The 19185-nt window shown below is 61.2% G+C and carries 16 protein-coding genes, 2 pseudogenes and 1 other annotated feature; of the genes and pseudogenes, 8 read left to right on the forward strand and 10 right to left on the reverse strand.

Annotated elements, in window-relative coordinates:
• Positions 1 to 10 precede the first annotated feature (10 nt).
• The 4 genes and pseudogenes from KTR9_RS26110 to KTR9_RS26125 all read left to right on the forward strand — a co-directional run.
• Positions 11 to 763: a TetR/AcrR family transcriptional regulator gene (locus tag KTR9_RS26110; protein ID WP_004021760.1), complete on the forward strand. Its 753-nt coding sequence runs from the start codon at positions 11 to 13 to the stop codon at positions 761 to 763.
• A gap of 300 nt (positions 764 to 1063) precedes the next feature.
• Positions 1064 to 1690 carry a TetR/AcrR family transcriptional regulator gene (locus KTR9_RS26115; RefSeq protein WP_004021759.1) on the forward strand — a complete coding sequence of 209 codons (627 nt, stop codon included), beginning with the start codon at positions 1064 to 1066 and terminating at the stop codon, positions 1688 to 1690.
• A gap of 86 nt (positions 1691 to 1776) precedes the next feature.
• On the forward strand, positions 1777 to 4818 hold the full coding sequence (locus KTR9_RS26120; RefSeq protein WP_033206569.1) for an MMPL/RND family transporter: 3042 nt from the start codon (positions 1777 to 1779) through the stop codon (positions 4816 to 4818).
• A 243-nt stretch (positions 4819 to 5061) separates the two neighbouring features.
• Positions 5062 to 5568, forward strand: a pseudogene (locus KTR9_RS26125) (transposase); the annotation flags it as partial.
• Positions 5569 to 5624: 56 nt separating this feature from the next.
• Here KTR9_RS26125 and istB read toward each other — a convergent pair.
• Together istB and istA are read right to left on the reverse strand one after the other, a co-directional pair.
• On the reverse strand, positions 5625 to 6389 hold the full coding sequence (gene istB, locus KTR9_RS26130; protein ID WP_004021756.1) for an IS21-like element helper ATPase IstB: 765 nt from the start codon (positions 6387 to 6389) through the stop codon (positions 5625 to 5627).
• Between the two features lie 6 nt (positions 6390 to 6395).
• On the reverse strand, positions 6396 to 7694 hold the full coding sequence (gene istA / locus KTR9_RS26135; RefSeq protein WP_165629285.1) for an IS21 family transposase: 1299 nt from the start codon (positions 7692 to 7694) through the stop codon (positions 6396 to 6398).
• Between the two features lie 148 nt (positions 7695 to 7842).
• On the opposite strand from istA, the gene KTR9_RS26140 reads away from it, so the two are divergent.
• From KTR9_RS26140 to KTR9_RS28100, 4 genes and pseudogenes are all read left to right on the forward strand, one after another.
• Entirely contained in the window at positions 7843 to 8160 is a 318-nt protein-coding gene (locus KTR9_RS26140; RefSeq protein WP_004022138.1) for a transposase, read from the forward strand.
• Positions 8121 to 8249: a sequence feature (AL1L pseudoknot), on the forward strand. (Overlaps the previous gene by 40 nt.)
• Entirely contained in the window at positions 8163 to 8903 is a 741-nt protein-coding gene (locus KTR9_RS26145; protein ID WP_014928955.1) for an IS3 family transposase, read from the forward strand. (Overlaps the previous feature by 87 nt.)
• Positions 8818 to 10272: an IS30 family transposase gene (locus KTR9_RS26150; RefSeq protein WP_078114170.1), complete on the forward strand. Its 1455-nt coding sequence runs from the start codon at positions 8818 to 8820 to the stop codon at positions 10270 to 10272. Before KTR9_RS26145 ends, KTR9_RS26150 begins: the two co-directional genes overlap by 86 nt.
• Before the next feature lie 4 nt (positions 10273 to 10276).
• Positions 10277 to 10567, forward strand: a pseudogene (locus tag KTR9_RS28100) (IS3 family transposase); the annotation flags it as partial.
• 119 nt (positions 10568 to 10686) lie between these two features.
• On the opposite strand, the gene KTR9_RS26160 reads toward KTR9_RS28100, so the two are convergent.
• Genes KTR9_RS26160 through KTR9_RS26195 form a run of 8 tightly spaced genes read right to left on the reverse strand, consistent with a single transcriptional unit; the run spans position 10687 to position 19179 of the window.
• Positions 10687 to 12327, reverse strand: coding sequence for a long-chain fatty acid--CoA ligase (locus KTR9_RS26160; RefSeq protein ID WP_014928958.1), 1641 nt, complete (start codon positions 12325 to 12327; stop codon positions 10687 to 10689).
• Positions 12328 to 12356: 29 nt separating this feature from the next.
• The gene (locus KTR9_RS26165; RefSeq protein ID WP_223258800.1) at positions 12357 to 13085 is read right to left on the reverse strand and encodes a hypothetical protein; all 729 of its coding nucleotides are present in this window, start codon (positions 13083 to 13085) and stop codon (positions 12357 to 12359) included.
• Positions 13086 to 13091: 6 nt separating this feature from the next.
• Positions 13092 to 14048 carry an MlaD family protein gene (locus KTR9_RS26170; protein WP_004023297.1) on the reverse strand — a complete coding sequence of 319 codons (957 nt, stop codon included), beginning with the start codon at positions 14046 to 14048 and terminating at the stop codon, positions 13092 to 13094.
• The gene (locus KTR9_RS26175; protein ID WP_004023296.1) at positions 14045 to 15088 is read right to left on the reverse strand and encodes an MlaD family protein; all 1044 of its coding nucleotides are present in this window, start codon (positions 15086 to 15088) and stop codon (positions 14045 to 14047) included. Before KTR9_RS26175 ends, KTR9_RS26170 begins: the two co-directional genes overlap by 4 nt.
• Entirely contained in the window at positions 15085 to 16146 is a 1062-nt protein-coding gene (locus KTR9_RS26180) for an MlaD family protein (protein WP_014928959.1), read from the reverse strand. The genes KTR9_RS26175 and KTR9_RS26180 overlap by 4 nt, the downstream gene beginning before the upstream one ends.
• Positions 16140 to 17135 (reverse strand): MlaD family protein, encoded by a 996-nt coding sequence (locus tag KTR9_RS26185; protein ID WP_004023294.1) that lies wholly within the window; start codon positions 17133 to 17135, stop codon positions 16140 to 16142. The genes KTR9_RS26180 and KTR9_RS26185 overlap by 7 nt, the downstream gene beginning before the upstream one ends.
• A complete protein-coding gene (locus KTR9_RS26190) occupies positions 17132 to 18145 on the reverse strand; it encodes an MlaD family protein (RefSeq protein WP_004023293.1) in 1014 nt (337 codons plus the stop codon). The genes KTR9_RS26185 and KTR9_RS26190 overlap by 4 nt, the downstream gene beginning before the upstream one ends.
• Entirely contained in the window at positions 18142 to 19179 is a 1038-nt protein-coding gene (locus KTR9_RS26195) for an MlaD family protein (protein ID WP_004023292.1), read from the reverse strand. Before KTR9_RS26195 ends, KTR9_RS26190 begins: the two co-directional genes overlap by 4 nt.
• Positions 19180 to 19185: the final 6 nt, after the last annotated feature.

The raw sequence follows: 19185 nt of genomic DNA on the forward strand, positions 1-19185 counted from the left end.
GTAGGAGGTCATGTCTGTAGTCCGTCGCATCTCCGCGGCCCCGGTGAAAGTGCAGCGACGTGTGCGCGACGCTCGAAGCACGCGCTGGGACGACCACCGCGCCGTCGTCAAAGCTGAACTCGTCGATGCAGCGATACGCGCGATCGAAAAGTTCGGCGATGCCGTGAGCATGGACGATTTTGCGGAAGAGGCTGGTGCGTCGAAGCCTAAGCTCTACCGCCATTTCGGTGACAGGGCTGGGCTCTACTCCGCCGTGGCAGCCCGTCTGGGTTCTATGATGTGGGAGTCAGCGCAGTCAACTCTGCTCTCCGGACAGGCAGACAGCACCGTCGACGAACTTTTCCGTTCAGCGGTGTCCGCATACGTATCCTTGGTTGATGAACATCCAGCGGTCGTCCGTTTCCTCATGACGAACCACATGTTCCAGTACTCTGAGTCCGGCGAGGGTGGGGCCGCAGATCAGCTGAGATCGGCAATGGAGATTATTTCCGACGAGTTCGCTCGTGGCCTCCGAGAGGTCGATGCCGAGGAGTCCCCCGTCGCCGTAGCAGTAGCCTCCATTCTGGGGGCTGGCCTATCAGCGACCCAGTGGTGGATCGATCACGGTCGGCAGAATGGAATGAGCAGGGACATGTTTGCCGCGCACCTGTGCCAGACCTCGTGGGGGATCATAGACGGCGCTGCAGCCACAGTAGGCGTTCGATTCCATAGGGACAGGCCCTTAGGCGACCCTGGATTCGCCACTCGCCTCGACGCCGTCTGATCCCCTTCGTACGGGTGGTCCGCCCTGTGTCACGCACGCGGCAGAACTGCTCACACAAACGGAGCGCATTTCACAATCCTGACTGCTGGCTGTCATGGGGGATCATCCTTGGTCGCCGCTCATCTTAGTAGCGGAGCGCTACAGACGGTACTGTTGACGACAGTGCCACAGTCGTGGCGGCACTCATAAGGCCCCCCTCGAGCCTTCCATCGGTACCGCCACTGGCAGTTTCGTTCTGTTACCGACGGTATTGGTGTGCAGTCAGAGGTTCTTGATTTGGTTTCGTAGGGAGTGGCCAGGGTGGAAACCATCGATTTCGACGATGTTGACCCGAGGCGGGTTCGGTCGCGTCAGCGTTTGTTGGATGCTGCGGTGACCTTGCTGAACAGTGGCGGGGTCGAAGCCGTTACCGTGGAGGCGGTCACTCGACTGTCTCGTGTTGCTCGCACCACCTTGTATCGTCACTTCGAGAGCTCCACAGATCTGGTGGCGGCTGCCTTCGAGCGATTGTTGCCTCAGGCCGAGACCCCCGAGACGACGACGTCGATCCGTGATGACCTGCTGAAGCTGATGCAGCGGCAGGCTGAGCTTATTGAGCATGCACCGCTGCAGTTGACGACGCTGGCATGGTTGGCAATGCTTCCCGAGCAGCCCCGGCAATCCGGGCAATCCGACGGGGATCAGAACGCGCTCGCGCCACTGCGTCGTCGAGTCGTCGAGCAGTATCGAGAACCATTCGATCGAGTTTTGACGAGTGACGTGGCCACGGCTGAGCTCGACAACTTCGATTTGACCATGGCTGTCACCCAGCTCGCGGGCCCGCTGATCTTTGCCAAGCTCACGGGCATTCGGTCGATGACCGTTGGCGATCTCGAACAGCTTGTCGACGATTTCCTCATGGCCCACCGGCGACACCAAACCTCCTGACCTCCTTCCCCATCTACGGTACTGCTAGTACCGTAACGATACCGTCGGTTTCGTAGACGGGCTGGGTCGAGGGTGAGGTGCTGCATATGGTGGTCCAACGTCCAAGTGGTGGGCGCTTGGCGGCGCGCCGGTTGGCGGAACGCAGCGAGTACAGCACGACATTGGGGCGGTTGGCACGGTTCACCTTGGCGCACAGATTCCTCGTCATCGGGGCGTGGGTGGCTGTGGGTATCGTCTTGGCGATTCTGTTTCCCCAGCTGGAGACGGTGGTGCGGCAGCAGTCTGTTGATCCGATCCCTGCTGGGGTTCCATCGTTTCAAGCACTCGATCAGATGGGTGGTGCGTTCGGTGAGAAGGGCGCCAAGACCACTGTTTTCGTGACCATGGAGAACCCGAACGGGTTCACCGACGTGGCGCGGGAACGCTACGACATGCTCGTTCTGCAGCTGCGCGAAAATTTCGACGATGTGCAGTCAGTGCGGGATTTGCTTTCCGATCCGACGACGGCCGGCCAAGCCTTGAGTGAGGACGGGCAAGCCTGGTACCTGCCTGTCGGGGTCACCGGAACATTGGGAGGGCCAACGGCCACGCATGCTGTGGAGACCGTGCGCCAAACCGCGCAGCGCGTGTTTGACGGTACGGGCACCACTGTCCATGTCACCGGGCCGACAGCCACTTTCAGTGACCAGATCGTCAGTGCTGAAAGCGATTTAGTCGTGATCACTCTGGCGACGGTGGCGCTTATCGCGATCATTCTGTTGATCGTTTACCGATCGCTGTTCACCGCGCTGGTGCCGTTGTTGGTGATCGGTGTCAGCCTCGGCGTGGGCCGTGGCATCTTGTCCGCACTCGGCGAACTCGGTATGCCGGTATCGCAGTTCACCGTCGCGTTCATGACCGTCATCCTGCTCGGAGCCGGGGTCGACTACTCAGTCTTCTTCATCAGTCGCTATCACGAACGGCTACGCCAGGACGCCACCACCGAGGTTGCGCTCGTGGACGCGACAGCAACTATCGGACGGGTCATCCTGGCTTCAGCTGCCACGGTGGCGCTGGCCTTTTTGGCGATGGTCTTTGGTCAGCTGAGCGTGTTCTCCACCTTGGGTCCGGCATGCGCGATCGCCATCCTCATCGGATTCCTCGCCACGGTCACCCTGCTACCACCGGTGTTGCTGTGGGCGGCACGATTCGGCTGGGGCGCACCCAGGCGAGATCTGACCCGAAAGTACTGGAATCGCGTCGCCGTGCTCGTCGTGCGGCGTCCTGTGCCGCTGCTGGCACTAACCCTGGTCGGGCTAATCGTGCTTAGCGTCTTCGCGACGGGCATCCAGATCACCTTCGACGATCGTGAGGGGCAACCCGCGACAACCGACAGCAACGAAGGCTACGCGTTGCTCGACCGTCATTTCCCTCAAGACGTCACTATCACCGAGTTCCTCGTCGTAGATGCACCGATCGATCTCCGTACTGCCAGCGGGCTGGCCGATCTTGAGCAAATGGCCTCACGTGTATCCCAGATCCCCGGAGTGACTCGAGTCATCGGCGTTACCCGTCCCACCGGGGACAAGCTCGAGCAAGCCGAGCTGTCCTGGCAGAACGGCCAGATCGGGAACCGGCTGGCGGGTGCGGTCGACGATGGCCAGAACCGCCGCGGTGACCTCGAACAGCTCCGTACAGGCGCATTCCAACTCGCCGACGGGCTTACTCAGCTCGACACCCAGGTACGCACCAACTTGGCCCCCCTGGCCGGCATCCTCGATCAGGCAAGCACAGCCGGGCAGCAAATTCAGCAGTACCAGCCACTACTACGCCAACTCGCCGCATCTGCACCAGCGCTCGATCGCGCTTCTCAGAATGCCCCACAGCTGGCCGCGCTCACCCGCCAAACATCTGCAGCCCTGGCAACAGTGACCTCGATCCTGCCCATCCTCGATAATGCGCCCTGGTGCACCCAAGTCCCGCAGTGCGCAGCTCTGCGCGCGCAGACCCGCAATCTCGACGCCCTACTGAGCAACGGGACCCTCGACCAGATCGCCACGCTGTCAACACAACTCGCGCAGCTGGATACACCGATCTCAACAGTCACCGACCAACTCACTTCCACCGTCAACTCACTGGGCTCCACGCTGGGAAGCATCAGCAGCCAAGACCTTCCCGGCAAGCTCACCCAACTGCAAACAGGTATCAGTCAACTCGCGGCGGGATCACGCCAACTCGCCGCCGGTGTATCCGCGCTGATCGACAGCAACCTTCAACAACTCGCCGGGATGGCCGCGCTAGCCACACAACTACAAACCTCCGCCCGCGAGACCGCCGGAACAAACTCAGCAACCGGCTTCTACCTCCCACCTCAGGCCAACGCAGACCGCCGTTTCGTCGACGTCGCTCGCCAGTTCGTCTCGCCCGACGGCCATACCGTGCGCTACGCAATACAAACCAGCTTCGACCCCTACAGCACCGAGGCCATGCAACTGGCCGACACAATCACCGATGTCGCACTCGCCGCCAGACCGAACACAACCCTGCAGGACTCCAACATCGCGACAGCCGGGTTCCCCGCCATCAACGCCGATCTGCAACGTCTACTCACCGAAGACTTCCGACTCCTAGCGTTGGCCACCCTCACCATCGTCGGCCTGATCCTGATACTCCTACTCCGAGCACTCATCGCGCCGCTATACCTTCTGGGCACCGTCATACTCAACTACACCGCGGCACTGGGTATCGGCGTCCTGATCTTTCAACACATCCTCAAAACCGACATCGCCTGGCCCGTACCACTACTGGCCTTCATAGTCCTCGTCGCGGTCGGCGCCGACTACAACATGCTTCTCATCTCTCGCCTACGCGAAGAATCCCAAAACAACATCCGCATCGGCGTCCTGAGAACCGTCACCAACACCGGATCAGTCATCACCTCGGCCGGCCTCATCTTCGCTGCCAGCATGTTCGGACTCATGGCCGGATCCATCTCGATCATGACCCAGGTCGGACTCATCATCGGCATCGGCCTGCTGCTCGACACCTTCATCGTCCGCACCATCGTCGTGCCGACCATCGCCACACTTGTCGGCAGAGCAAGCTGGTGGCCGAGTACCCGAACCGACACGCATCCAGCGTCCCGCTAGTACGCACGCACGTGCCGAGATCTGACCGGCCCCGCCAGTCATCCAGCCATCGCGCCCACCTCATCGACTGACACCCGCTCGACGGTCGGCCGCGGCACCACACCCGACCCACGTGCGAGCGCCCCTCGCGTCGTTGACGCTGGTAGAACTCGCAGGAGGGCCCGTCGCGGCGTTGGGGACTGTCGCTGATTCGGTGTAAGTGGTTTTGATCGCCCCCGGCGTGGGGCAGGAGGAATCACGACGATGACCGACACAATCGGGGGCGTGGATGCCCCGGTGGCAGGGCCGGTTCAGACCGGTCAGGAACACGATGTCACCACCGCGGATGCGGTGCGTGAGCTCTCGAAGGCCGAGCAGGCTTTGGTGAGCGATCTGGTACGTAGCTCACGCGCTCAGGGAGTGGCTCTGACCGGTCCTGACGGGCTGCTCAAAGCGCTGACCAAGAGCGTGCTCGAAGCCGCGCTCGATGAAGAGATGACCGAACATCTTGGCTATGACAAACATGACGTGGCCGGCCGCAACACCGGCAATTCACGCAACGGCACGCGCACGAAACGGGTCCTGACCGACGCGTGCGGGCAGGTGCCCATCGAGGTGCCCCGCGACCGCAACGCCACCTTCGACCCGGTAATTGTCGGTAAGAGCAAACGTCGCGTCACCGATGTGGATCGGGTAGTGCTGTCGCTGTATGCCAAAGGCCTCACAACCGGCGAGATCTCAGCGCATTTCGCCGATGTCTACGGTGTCAACGGCGGCTGAAAACTGACCCCTTATCGACGGTTGAATTTTGACCCCCTTTGGTGTGGTTACTGGTCGGTGTTGACGAGTTCTCGTCGGGCTTTGGTGCGGTAGGAGTCGCCGTCGATAGCGATGACCTCGGCGTGATGGACGAGGCGGTCGATGAGTGCGGCGGCGACGACGTCGTCGGCGAAGACTTCGCCCCAACGGCCGAATGGCATGTTCGAGGTGATCAGAATCGAGCCTTGTTCGTAGCGACTGGCAATGAGTTGGAAGAACAGGTTGGCGGTGTCGGAGTCGAATGGGAGGTAGCCGATCTCGTCGATGATGATCAGTCGGTAGCGGCGGAGCCGTTTGAGTTCGGCGGCCAGGCGGCCGGTGGTGTGTGCCTCGGTCAGGCGGGTGGCCCATCCGGTGGCGGTGTCGAAGAGCACGGGGTAGGCGTTGTGTGCGGCTTTGATCCCGAGCGCGATCGCGAGGTGGGTTTTTCCCACCCCGGGTGGTCCGAGAAGGATCACGTTGTCGCTCTTGGCGATCCAGGTGCTGGTGGCCAGGTGGGCGATCACATCACGACGCAGTCCTGGAAGGTGGTCGAAGTTGAAGTCCTCGAGTGTTTTGACCGCAGGGAAGCGCGCGCCGCTGATCCGCAGCATGGTGCCGTTGGCTTCGCGTTCGCTGACCTGGCGGTCAAGAATCGCTGCGAGGTACTGCTCGTGGGTCCAGTTGTCGGTGCGGGCCCGCTCGGCCAATTCCGCCCAGCATCGGCGGATCGCTGGCATCTTCAACGCCCGCGCCGCGAACTCGATCTGTTTACCTGTTTGATTGTCGGACACAGTCTTTCACCTTTCAATGCTGGTGGATGTGGTGGGCGGGTGAGCTTGGGGCGGGGTGGCAAAGTTCACCCCGAACAGCTCGTCGTAGTCCGGTAACGCCCGGATCGGCACCTCGTGGCCATCAGGGTGGGCGCGGATGCGGGCGGCGTTTCGGGCCCGGTTGGCGAGGTCTTGGCGGCGGTAATCGCGGCGCAGTTCTTTGGCTGCTCGCACGTGCTGAGGGTCGGCGATGGTGACGTGGTTGGCCCAGCTGCGCGCGTGGTCGGCGACGGTGACCTCGCCGCAGAGGATGCGCACCTGCTGCAGGTCGGCAGTGATGTCGACGAACCGACCGATCACCGACGGGTGCACCGAATAGTCATTGCCGGCTACACGTACGTAGTAGTCGCGACCGAGTCGCACCCGGCTACTCAAGCCGATATGCGGTGCGGTCGGAGGTAGGCCGGTCATCTGCTCGAGGTCCTCGGCGAACACGTCACACGGGCGTCGATCACCGATCGCGCGCACCACTCGGGTGTTGGCATGATCGGCCAGCCACCGATCGAACTGGGCGGTGAAATCGGCCGGTGAGCTGAACTGGCGGCCCGGCAGGAACGAGCTCTCGAAGAACCGGTTGTTGCGTTCGACCATGCCCTTGTACTCGGGGTCTCGCGGTGGCGCCAGCTCCAGCCGCGTACCCAACGTGCCCACGAAGCCGGCCGCCAACGCGGTGGGTGTGCCCTTGGGGCCGATCGCGGCTTCGCGGTCCCACACCAGTTTGCGGGTCACCCCGCCCAGTTGCGACAGCAGCAGCCACATTCCCGTCAGGATGTCTCCGCCCTGGCGAGACGGGATCATCACCGCCGACCGGTACCGGGAGAACGCCAACGTCATCACCAACACCGGTAGCATGGCGAACTGATTGTGGCTCAGAGGGATTCGGTAGTCCGGAAACCACAAATCCCACTGTGAACAGCCGCCGGGCTGATAGATCACCCGATCGGCTGGATCTACCCCACGAAACTCTGGACGAATAGCCCGGACCCGGTCTTTGAGGACCGTCAACGACCTCGTCCACCCAACCCGCTCGGCGATCACCGTCGCCGGCATCGTCGGATACTCCCGCAGCAACGCCCGGATCTGCGGTTCGAACGCGTCGACCGCCGAGCCCGTCGCCGGCCGCGAGTACTTCGGCGCGGTATCCGAAGCCAACGCCGCACGAACGGTGTTGCGGGCCACCCCCAACCGGCGCGCGATCTCCCTGATCGGCACACCCTCACTGCGATGCAAACGGCGGATCTCTGCCCATTGCTCCACTGAAATCACCCTCCTAACAAGACGGGGGGGGTCAAAATTCACCCGTCGTCAGGGGGTCAGTTTTCAGGCGTCGTCAACATACGGTGCGTCGGTATCGAAAGACACTGAACCGCCCCGGGTCTGTCGGAGGCTCTCGAACCTGTGAAGGATGGAGAGCATGGCAGCACCACGCAAGTACAGTGAGGAACTCAAGGACCGGGCCACCCGGATGGCATGTGAAGCGCGACGAGATCCCGATTCGTCGAGAGGTGCGATCAAGCGGATCGCCGATCAGCTCGGAGTCCATCCCGAGGCGTTGCGCAATTGGGTTCGTCAGGCCGAGATCGACGGCGGGGTCCGCCCGGGCACCACGAGTGAGGACGCTGACCGCATCGCGGCGTTGGAGCGGGAGAACCGTGAACTGCGGCGAGCGAACACGATCTTGAAGCAGGCTTCGGCTTTCTTTGCGGCGGAGATCGACCGCCCACAGCGCTGATCGTGGAGTTCGTCGCGGCTCACCGCGATGAACACGGAGTCGATCCGATCTGTGCGGCATTGCGCGATACGTCCGCCCAGATCGCTCCGTCCACGGTACGAGCCCACCTGAGCCCCCAGAAGACCGAGGCGCCTCGTGTGGTGCGTGACCGGGAGCTCCTTACCCAGGTCCGCGCGGTGCATGCCGACAACCTCGGCGTCTACGGTGCCCGCAAGGTGCATGCCCAATTGCGCAGACAGGGCCATAGTGCTGCCCGCTGCACCGTCGAGCGATTGATGAAAGCCGACGGGCTGCAAGGGATAGCGAGACTCAAGACACGCAAGACCACGCGCAGCGAGGGAGCTGAAACACCCCGGCCGGCTGACCGGGTCAACCGTCAGTTCACCGCGGCGGCACCGAACGCGTTGTGGGTGGCGGACCTGACCTACATCCGCACCCACTCGGGCTGGGTGTACGCGGCGTTCGTCCTGGACGTGTTCTCGCGGATGGTCGTCGGCTGGCAGGTCTCGACCACCATGCACACCGACCTCGCCCTCGACGCCCTGAACATGGGATTGTGGGCACGGTCGCGTGCCGGCCACGACGTGGCCGGGCTGATCCACCACTCCGACCGCGGAGTGCAAGGCGGATTCAACTGGTCGTCGCAACACCATGATCATGGAGGTGTTTGCGGTGGCTACGGCGGACTGGAGTCGGAGGACCAGCGATGTGGCGGTAGGTGTTCGTCGGCAGTGGCGTGCTGATCGTGCACTTCGGCCGGCGATGCGATCGCCGGGGCGGCCGGAGCCGTCGCGGCAGGTGCAACGTGAGTTTTGGCGGGTGGTCGCGACGGGGGTGAGCACGGCACAGGCATCGATCGCTGTCGGTGTGTCGGTGCCGGTGGGTACACGCTGGTTCCGCCACGCTGGCGGCATGAGGCCGCTGAGTCTGGATGAGCCTTCGGGCCGCTATCTATCCTTCGCCGAACGGGAAGAGATCGCGCTGCTACGCGCCCAGGATCGTGGGGTGCGTGAGATCGCACGGTGGATCGGGCGGAGTCCGGCCACGATCTCGCGTGAGCTACGGCGCAACGCCGCAACCAGGAGCGGGAAGCTCGAGTATCGGGCGTTGGTGGCGCAGTGGAAAGCCCAGCAGGCCGCCAAGCGCCCGAAAACAGCGAAGCTCGTGGCCCACGTCGAGTTGCGGGAGTACGTACAGGACCGCCTGGCCGGCGTTGTCCGCCGTCCCGATGGCACGATCGCTGCGGGCCCCACGCCACCGCCATGGAAGGGGCTTAACAAACCGCACCGGGCCAACCGGCGGTGGTCGCTGGCGTGGAGTCCAGAGCAGATCTCCCAGCGTTTGAAGGTCGACTTCCCCGATGATGAATCCATGCGTATCAGTCACGAGGCGATCTACCAGTCCCTGTTCATCGAGGGCCGCGGCGCGCTCAAACGTGAGCTGGTCGCGTGCCTGCGCACCGGACGTGCACTGAGGGAGCCGCGGGCCCGCTCGCGCAACAAGCCGCAGGGTCACGTCACCTCCGATGTCGTGTTCAGTCAGCGCCCTGCCGAGGCCGAGGACCGTGCCGTCCCCGGGCACTGGGAGGGTGATCTGATTATCGGAACTGGGAGATCGGCGATCGGCACGATCGTTGAACGTCGTAGTCGTGCAACACTTCTGGTGCATCTGCCACGCCAGCAGGGCTGGGGTGAGCAGCCGCCTGTGAAGAACGGGCCCGCACTCGGTGGCTACGGTGCCATCGCGATGAATGCAGGACTGACAGCGTCGATCGCCGCGCTGCCGCAGCAGTTGCGCAAAACGTTGACGTGGGATCGCGGCAAGGAACTGTCCGCTCACGCCCAGTTCGCGATGGACACCGGAACGCAGGTGTTCTTCGCCGATCCGCACTCACCGTGGCAGCGACCATCCAACGAGAACACCAATGGTGTTCTGCGCCAATATTTTCCTAAGGGAACTGATCTGTCGCGGTGGTCAGCTGAGGACCTCGAGGCCATCGCCTACACCCTCAACAACCGTCCTAGAAAAGTCCTTGGATGGAAAACTCCCGCCGAAGTCTTTGGCGAACAACTACACTCGCTACAACAACCCAGTGTTGCATCGACCGATTGAACGCGCCCAATTCCGATCGCGAAAATTCGTACACGCCTTGAACACTCATGGACTCACGGGGTCGATGGGCAAAGTCGGAGCGTGCGGGGACAACGCAGCGATGGAGAGTTTCTTCGCACTCCTGCAACGCAACGTGCTCGACCGCCAACGCTGGGACACCCGCGAGCAGCTTCGGATCGCGATCGTCACCTGGATCGAACGGACCTACCGCCGCCGGCGCCGGCAAGCCCGCCTCGGTCGGTTGACGCCTGTCGAGTTCGAAGCAATGATCAACACCGCCGCTGCCGCGGCATGACACCCAAACTGTCACCTATCCGTGCAGCAGTCCCCATCGGCAAATGCATTGCTTCTATAGAAGTGTGCCCACCGAACGCTGACGACGTTCGGTGGGCACACTTGCGCCCTATAGCGGCGCTAATTCGATACAACCGGCAGCTCGCCCTGCTCATGCTTCGCGCGTAACACCTTCTTATCGAACTTGCCCACGCTCGTACGCGGTACCTGCTCCACGAACGTCCAGTTCTTCGGGATCCACCAGTGTGGGATCTCCTCCGGGCAATTTCTTAGGCACCACTCGTGAAGCGTGTCAGCCGACACCTTGCGACCCGGTACCGGAACCACCACGGCGAGAGCTGTTTCCTGCCACCGGGGGTCGGGCATCGCGACAACCGCGGCCTCGGCGACATCTGGGTGCGACATGATCCAGTTCTCGAGCTCCACTGACGAGATCCATTCGCCCCCTGACTTGATGACGTCCTTGGACCTGTCGGTCAGCGTCAGGTACCCGTCCGGGCTGATGTGTCCCACGTCTCCGGTCCGCAACCAGCCATCCCGAAACCTCTCGGCGTCCTCGAGCCGGTAGTAGCTGCCTGTGACCCACGGACCCCGCACTTCGAGTTCGCCGACGGACTTGTCGTCACGGGGAACCGGCAGGCCGCCCTCGTCGATGAGGCGCATCTCCACCCCGCAAATTGCCCGTCCCTGTCGCTTGCGGTACGACATTTCCTTTGTGGGGCTGATCCCGGCGGGAGGCCGACTTACCGCTGCAAGCGGGGACGTCTCAGTCATGCCCCACGCCTGGATAATCTGTACGCCGAAGCGGTCCGCAAACCCTTCGATCAACGACTGCGGGACAGGAGCTCCACCACAGGCGACAAGGTCGATTGATGACAAGTCGACACCCGGATTCGCGATACCGTACTGAAGAAGATCGTTCCAGATTGTCGGTACTGCTCCTGCCTTCGTGGGGCGATGCTGTTGGATCAAGTCGGCGAGCGGCGCCGCTTGAAGGTATCGATCAGGCATGAGCAAGTCCGCGCCGGCCATCAGCGACGCGTAGGGCAGACCCCAGGCGCTGGCATGAAACATCGGCACGACGGGAAGTACACGATCGGCTTCTGCGATCGCCAGAGCGTTACCAGTACACGCTGCAATGGAGTGCAGAAACACCGAGCGATGACTGTAGACGACCCCCTTGGGATCGCCTGTAGTGCCGCTCGTGTAACACATACCCGCAGCCGACCGCTCGTCGGGATCGACCCAAGAGAACATTGGTGATTCTGCTGCGAGCGCGTCATGGTATCGCATCACGGTCACGCCGTGGCCGTCGAGCGGGGAGGTGTCGCCGTCGCCGGTAACGAACACAACCCGAACCGTCGCCAAGCCCGGTAAGACCGCCGCCAACAACGGCACCAGCGACCCGTCCACAATGATGACCTTGTCTTCGGCGTGGTTCGCGATGAACTGCAGCTGAGCCGGTGACAACCGGATGTTCAGCGTATGCAGCACCGCGCCCATCGCGGGTACCGCAGCGTACGCTTCGAGGTGCTCCTGGTTGTTCCACAGCATGGTTGCCACGCGGTCGTCGCCGACCACGCCGACCCGGCGCAGAGCATTCGCCAGACGTGCGCATCGCTCTTCGAGATCGCCGTAGGTTGCGTACCGGGCAGAGTCGCTCGCGGAATAAGTAATCACCTGCCTATCAGTATGATTGGTTGCGACGTGACGCAGTATCGATGACACTGTCATCGGCACCTCCTGCATGGTGCTTTTCATCAAATTCTCCTTTCGCGGCGGACGCTGGATCATTCGGCAGGTCCGTAATCCTGGATCTGCCAGCCGTTCTCGGTCTTCAGCACGACTACTTTCAACAGTGTGGGGAGTTCGCTCGGCTGAGGGTTCTGAACATTCTGGGTCTTCTGGGTGGCGAAGACCAGCACCGTGTATTCCCCCCGGTTCTCGCTGGCGCTGCCGGTGACACTGGTCGCCAGTACGCGTCCCGACGCTTGGACCTTGGCCTGTTCCATGATTTGGGTCAGGGTGGGTTCGACATCGTCGTATCGCTTGACCAACGCATCGCTGGCATTCTCTTTCACTTCGGTAAAGAATGCGCCGGTGTTTTGGTAGCTGTAGGTGAGCGACTTTGTGGTGTAGTCCGATGCTGCCTGCGCTGCCTGCGCTCGTTGTGTGGCAGCGTTCTCCGCGGACGTCTTTGCTTCCCTCATGTCAATGTAGAGGTAAGCAAAGAGGCCGGCCAGCACCGCGAGTGCCACCACGAAAGCGCCGGCGGCCACCGCCTGGACGCGTGCTGATCTCCATCGGTGCCTGGCATCGGACGTCGGGGGGCTTGCCTCGTCCGGGGCGGGACCGTCTTGGGACGTCGCAGATTCTGTAGCACCAGTGGCGTCGCTGCGATCTGCTTTGTCGGAAGCCGCAGTCAGCTTATCCTCAGCGCTGCTGTCCTTGGATTCTGGTCCGTTGTCTTGTGCCGTCATTTGCTGCCTTCTGTGAATGCTGGTGTAGGAGGTATCCATCGGGCGTCAGCGAGGTGATGGCGTGACGGCGATCGGAATCTGCGCCTGCCCCCGATGTGACGCTGGGAATGTTCGAGCCAGAAGATCACCGATCGATCCGAAGTCGATGTATGTGTCTGCGACTTTCGCCGTCGCCGGCTTCACCGCGCGGGTAATGGCGACAATATCGGGCTGGAGTATCTGGATGTAGCCGCTGAGCTTTTCCACTAGCTTCAGGATCGGTGGCCATTTGTCGTAGGACGTAGAAGTGAAAACGATGAACGCACGTTGGATCCTCGCCAAACCGTCGACGGCATCCGGGGTCCGGACCGACGCGGTGCTGAGCACACCGCCCACGTTCGACATAAGGCCCAGGAGGAACTCGGCATTGTCCGCAGTGGTACGGACGGCACCGTCGTCACCGACGAAGTCCACGAGGCGGTGCATCATGTCTCCGATCGTGTCGAGGTCCTTTTGCCGGCCGTCGACTGCCGCCGAGATCGTTTCGTTGATGGACTGAATCGATGCTGGATCGAGCGCGTCCGCCACTGCCGACATTTTCGGGAGCACCTGGGGAACGGATTGCGACACGCGGATGGCGCCGGCGGGCACTAGGTCCCCACTACGCAAGTACTCACTGGTGGTTGTGCCCGGTGGGATGAAATTGATGTATTGTTCTCCCGCGACCGAGAGGTTCTGAATCGTCATGACACTGCCGCGAGGAATCTTATAGTCGGAGTCGATGGACATGTCGACGGCGAGCTGATTACCTGTGACGCGAATAGATGTCACTTTTCCCACCGGCACCCCCTCTAACATTACCGGTGATGTGTCTAGAAGGCCGCCCGAGCTCTCGAGTATGGCCGAGATCGCGTAGTCGGTGCGGAACGGGTTTACCCGTGCCACGTCGATGATCAAGTATGTCGCTCCGACGAGGAGAACGAGGACAAGGGCAACCAGCGATACGAGGGTGCTGCGGATCATGGCATCATTCCGATCGCTCGCAAGACGGTTATGAACGACTCGGCATCACGCCGCGCCAGTTCTCGGCCATCGATAGACACATCGGAGACGTTGATATCTGGCGAGCTGACGAATGGGATGAGCCTTTCGCGTATTACACGAGCCGCCTTGTCGGAAACATCCTTGGAGTAGATGTCCGAGTACGCGATGGACGCGACCACTGGCGCGATCGCGCCCACCGTTTCCTTGATGCGGGAATACTCAGGGTCGACGATACGGCCTGCGGATACCGCGAAGTCGCGCAGATTAGCGATGAGTAGCGCTACGTCAATTAGCGAGTAGCCCAGACCATAAAAGTTCACTCCCCCCTTGGTCAACATTCGGTCTGTACCTGACGGGTCGGCCAGGATCACTTTGAGTGTGCGATCGGCTGACTGCAGGATTACGTCGAGTTTGTCGGTGTTGGCAGACACCTCAGACACGGTGCGCAAGGTCGTGCGGTAGAGCGCATCGAACTGGGCGGGGTCACTCGGAAAAGTCGAGTTCAGCGTCGATATCGCGGTATGGATTTTATCGAGTTCACCCCCGCCCAATACGTTAGCCATACCCCGCATCACGTCCTCGACGTTGGCAGCCGGTTCGGTGCGTGAGAGAGGTATTACCGATCCCGCGCGCAGCAAGCCTTGGGTGGACTGCTGTGCAGGGGGAAGGATGGCCACATAAATCTCGCCCAGGAGAGTGTCTTGGCGGAGTTCCGCGCGCGAATCTTCCGGCAGCTGGGCGTCTTTATCAATTCGGGCAGCAACCAGCGCGTGGCCTCCGTCGTAAGCGACGCTGGTGACGGCACCGACGTCAATCCCTCGAGAGAGGACTTTGGCACGGGCAGGCAAGTTCAGAGCACTCGTGAACTCGATCTCGATGTCGTAGCCGTCTCGGGCGGATGATCCACCGATGGTCGGCGGGTTGTCAGCACTGATGCTGCAGGCGGCGAGGGCGATAGTCGCTACGAACAGCGTCACGATCGCGGCCGTGACACGACGAAGGTAGCCGTAGATCATCATCGAGGTTGCCCTCCGATCAAGTTGGCGATCGTCGCCGCTTCGTTACCCGTCGCGCAAACGTCCTTGACGGAAGGAGGAGCGCACGCGTTCTTGAGGGCCTGCAGTGGTACAGATATTGCGAATGCCCGCAGGATCGACTTCGCATCTGGATGCTCAACGATGAGGTCAGCTGTTCGAGCGGCGACGGACGCAAGTATGTTTTCTTGCTTGCCCGCTTGCGAGAGGAGGGGAACCGCAGCATCTCCAAGTGAGAAAATAGGTGGCCCGAAGTCAGACGATAGGCGCGACAGGATGGGGACGAAGGTGCCTGCGTACTCTGTTGCGGCGCCGAATGTTTGGCCGAAAGCAATAATCACCTCGATTGCGCCGACGAAGTTGTCGAATAGCTGGGTCACCTCAGTACTGTTTTCGGTGGCAACACCGGTTAAGGTGGCGAGATTGGCTACAATCCTGCGTATCTGGCTATCACGCCGGGTCGGATCGTTGATTAGCGTGGCCGAGTCCTGGAGAATGCCGGATATATCACCCTGGGTCCCTTCCATGTTTTTCGAGACGAGTGTAAGTGCCTGGAGAATCGCATCGGTGTTACGTCCGTCGTCCTTGACGAGTTCGTCTGAAAGAGTGCTGATCGCGTCGAGCGTTTGACTAATCCCCAGTGGAGTCCTGGTTTTGTTCAGTGGTATGCACTTAGCCGACTTGTAATATTCTCCGCCACGATAGGGATGGGTGAACTCGATTTGTCTTTCGGTGACAATCGAGGTGGACACCAGGGTCGCACCCACATCTGCGGGAAGCGGCACGGTCTTGTCGATCCGCATATCGACACGCACACCTTTCTGTCCCTCCTCGTGAATGCCTACGACCCTGCCCACCTTCTTGCCGAGCATCGCGACGGAATTGCCTTCGTACAGACCTGATGCGTCAGAAAACTCCGCACATAGTGATCGCGTGTCGTCGTCGGCTGTCGCATAGTCGATTCCGACGCCGCCGATCACTACTGCCAGTGTGACAATGGTGGCGATCGGGATCAGATGCCGACGCATCCGCTCCGTCAACATTTGTTATCACCAATCGGGATACAGACGCGGACGGTCGGTTCAGGACTCGCAGGTCCGACCTGCGGAGCATTGAGGAGAATGCTCAGTCTTCTGGTGATCTGATCGACCTGGGCCAGCGCGTCTTGGTAGGCGGGCATCTGGGCCGACACCTTGTTTAGAAGGATCTTAAACTGCTGTACCGATGGTTCTATACCGTCGCGGTACGCGACAAGCGGCCGGGTCAGCAACTTAAAAAGACGACGTAGATAATCGAACCCGCTCTGGACGTTGGCGATGTCTGGTCCAAGGGTGCGGGCAAGGAAGCTGAGCTGGCGTAGGAAGTCCACGAGTACCTGCTTGCGGTTTGCGAGGGCAGCGACATACTCGTCGGACAAAGCCACCGTCTTGTCGAGTTGTGCGTACTGACGCTCCAGCAAGTCCATCAGGCTGCTCGCGTTTTGCAGGGCATCAGGGATATTGGTGTTTCCGTCGGAAAAGGCATCCTGTAGCAACGCCGCCGTGCGCCGTAGATCAACACCACGCACGTCACGGAACACCGGTGTAGATGTCTCCAGGGTGCTGGAAATATCATAGGTGCTGCCTGTCTGCACCAGTGGGATCGCGCCGTCAATGGCCGACGGGCCTGAACCTGGGTCGAGGTCCAATACACGTCCACCGATAGGGGTGAGGAGACGGACGTTCGCCGTCGCGTCCGACCGAACGGCAATCGAGTCATCCAGCCGGAACCGCACGGTGATGAACGTTCCGGTCAGGTCGACCGACGCTACCTTGCCTTTCCTGATCCCGGCGATACGTACCTGGTCGCCAGCTTCCAATCCGCCGGTATTGACTAACTCCGCGCTGTAGATAGTTTGTCCGGGCGGCGAGATATACACAGCTCCGGCGGCGACGAGACCGGCCACCGTGACCATCGTTACGACCCCCGCCAGGATGAGGTCCCGCCGACGCTGCGGGCGGTGATGCGGACGCTTGCCGAAGAAACGGGTCACTGGCACACCACCAGTCGTTGACCCATCAGGGCGATCTGCACTGTTCTCGGTAGGTCGAGCACCCCTCGGGCACACCCTGCCGCCGAGGGCGGGGGAGTCGCGTTGGATGTTGCGGCCAGGGCGTCCAGGAGCGGCTTCAGGAGAACGGCACCATTCAGTAGGCCTTCTGTATCCCCTGGCTCCCGCACTAATCTCTGAAAGATAGCCGCGAAGCTGGTGTCGTAGGTCGACTCGATCTGCTCACCGGCGAGTACAGTCTTTGCCATCGAACGGTTGACCTCTCGCAGCGAGGCCCGCAGTCGATCGCTCACGCGGCTGAACGCATCGACGATTGACCCCAATTTGTCTATCAACTCAACCAGTTCAGCGGAGCGCCCCATCAACTGGTCGGACACCTGCCCCAGGCTCGTCACAATATTGGTGATGATCTCTGAACGCTGGTTCCCGTAATCAGTGATGTTCGCGACTTGCTTCATGACTGGTGCGATACCTCGACCGTCTCCCTGGGCAACCCGTAGAAGGTTCGACTGAAGCTCGTTGATTTCCGCAGTATTCAATGTATCGAATACTGGTTTGAAACTGTTGAATAGTGTCGATACGTCGAAGGACGGGACGGTCTTCTCGAGTGCCACCTGTGTGATCGAGTCCTGGTCGGCGCCTTGTCCGGCATTGATGAGTTCCACATACCGCTGCCCCAGCAGATTTTGGTAACGCACAGCGGCAGTCGTCGCGGGGGTAATCGCGACACCGTCATCCAGTTGGAAACGGACGATCGCTGTTGAGCCCTCGAGATCGACAGCCGTTACATATCCCACTTTCACTCCAGCGAGTCGTACCCCGTCGCGGGGCTTGAGTCCGGAAGCGTCGGCAAACACCGCGGAACGCTGCGAACTGGGTGACCCTTCGTTGGTCGGCTGCAGAATCGCGATGATGACATATGAAAGGACTCCGATGAGAGCGATGAAAGCGACGATTTTAATGATTGTGGGTGTTAGCGACCTCAGAGTCATCGCGTGGCACCCCCCATTCTCAATGCGCCTTGTAGGGCAGGCGACGTCTGGACCACCAGTGCTAGCTGGAGCTGGACCCGTTCGTTGAATTTCGGCAAGGCTTTGTCGATGCCATCGAGGATCTGCGGGATCGTGTACACCGTGCGAACTAGCCCCGAGGCGGATCTGGCGACGGGCCGCGCTAGGTCAAGGCCGACGTCTAACAGCGAACTCAGGGCTGGGTAATTCTTATCGAGCAGGCCGCCGAGCCCACCGAAAAGAACCTTTCCCGTGTCGCCGAGATTACTCTTCGTGCGGTCGATGTTTTGTTGGGTGGCGAAAAAGTCAGCGATATCGACGTTCTTCAAGACGCCAGGGACAAACGGCGTCATGAAGTCGGCGACTCCGGTGGACAGGTTAGCCGCAATTCCTAGGTCCTCCCCGACCGGCCGTTTCTGGACATCTCGCGTGAGTTGCGCAATCTGGAGAACGAGTCTTCCGCTATCAGCCATTGCCTGCGAGTCCTCAACGATGAACCTCACTACCGCTTCAAATGAGGGCTGGTCCAGTGCCTCGACCAGCGTGGAGATCTTGCGAACAAGCGTTGACACCGAGGTCTGTTCAGATTGCAACCTGCTCACGTAGACACTCCCGCCGGAACCGATGGGTGGTCCTTGTCCAGGATCTACGATCTCCAGTGCAGTTGGTCCCAATGCGTTTGACGAGGTGTAGTTCACCGTCATGCCCTGCCGGAGAACTAGGTCGTTACCGGAACCGGTGAGGTTGATTTTGACCGCCGCGCCACGGTCTCGAACCGCGATGCTCGAGACCTCCCCCACGGTGAACCCAAGGTACTTCACATCCGATCCCCCCTTCAATCCGTCGCCTATCGCGTCGGTGTTGATGGTCAACGACGTGTGATCGCTGAAGTCGCCGTTAGCGTCACTTATCAGTAAGTAGGCAGCTATCGCGCCGAGGATCAATAGGGCGACCCCCCGAAGGGCCAGGTTCCCGTGCGACGGCTCGCGTCCGGACGGATCATGAAAGACAGCCACTGAACC

The organism is Gordonia sp. KTR9, from assembly GCF_000143885.2.
GTDB lineage: Bacteria > Actinomycetota > Actinomycetes > Mycobacteriales > Mycobacteriaceae > Gordonia.

Bases quoted from the DNA above. Each gene is read 5' to 3' on its own strand.
- KTR9_RS26110 (WP_004021760.1), top strand. From the start codon at position 11: ATGTCTGTAGTCCGTCGCATCTCCGCGGCCCCGGTGAAAGTGCAGCGA.
- KTR9_RS26120 (WP_033206569.1), top strand. From the start codon at position 1,777: ATGGTGGTCCAACGTCCAAGTGGTGGGCGCTTGGCGGCGCGCCGGTTG.
- KTR9_RS26140 (WP_004022138.1), top strand. From the start codon at position 7,843: ATGGCAGCACCACGCAAGTACAGTGAGGAACTCAAGGACCGGGCCACC.
- KTR9_RS26150 (WP_078114170.1), top strand. From the start codon at position 8,818: ATGGAGGTGTTTGCGGTGGCTACGGCGGACTGGAGTCGGAGGACCAGC.
- KTR9_RS26160 (WP_014928958.1), bottom strand. From the start codon at position 12,327: ATGAAAAGCACCATGCAGGAGGTGCCGATGACAGTGTCATCGATACTG.
- KTR9_RS26165 (WP_223258800.1), bottom strand. From the start codon at position 13,085: ATGGATACCTCCTACACCAGCATTCACAGAAGGCAGCAAATGACGGCA.
- KTR9_RS26170 (WP_004023297.1), bottom strand. From the start codon at position 14,048: ATGATCCGCAGCACCCTCGTATCGCTGGTTGCCCTTGTCCTCGTTCTC.
- KTR9_RS26175 (WP_004023296.1), bottom strand. From the start codon at position 15,088: ATGATGATCTACGGCTACCTTCGTCGTGTCACGGCCGCGATCGTGACG.
- KTR9_RS26180 (WP_014928959.1), bottom strand. From the start codon at position 16,146: ATGTTGACGGAGCGGATGCGTCGGCATCTGATCCCGATCGCCACCATT.
- KTR9_RS26190 (WP_004023293.1), bottom strand. From the start codon at position 18,145: ATGACTCTGAGGTCGCTAACACCCACAATCATTAAAATCGTCGCTTTC.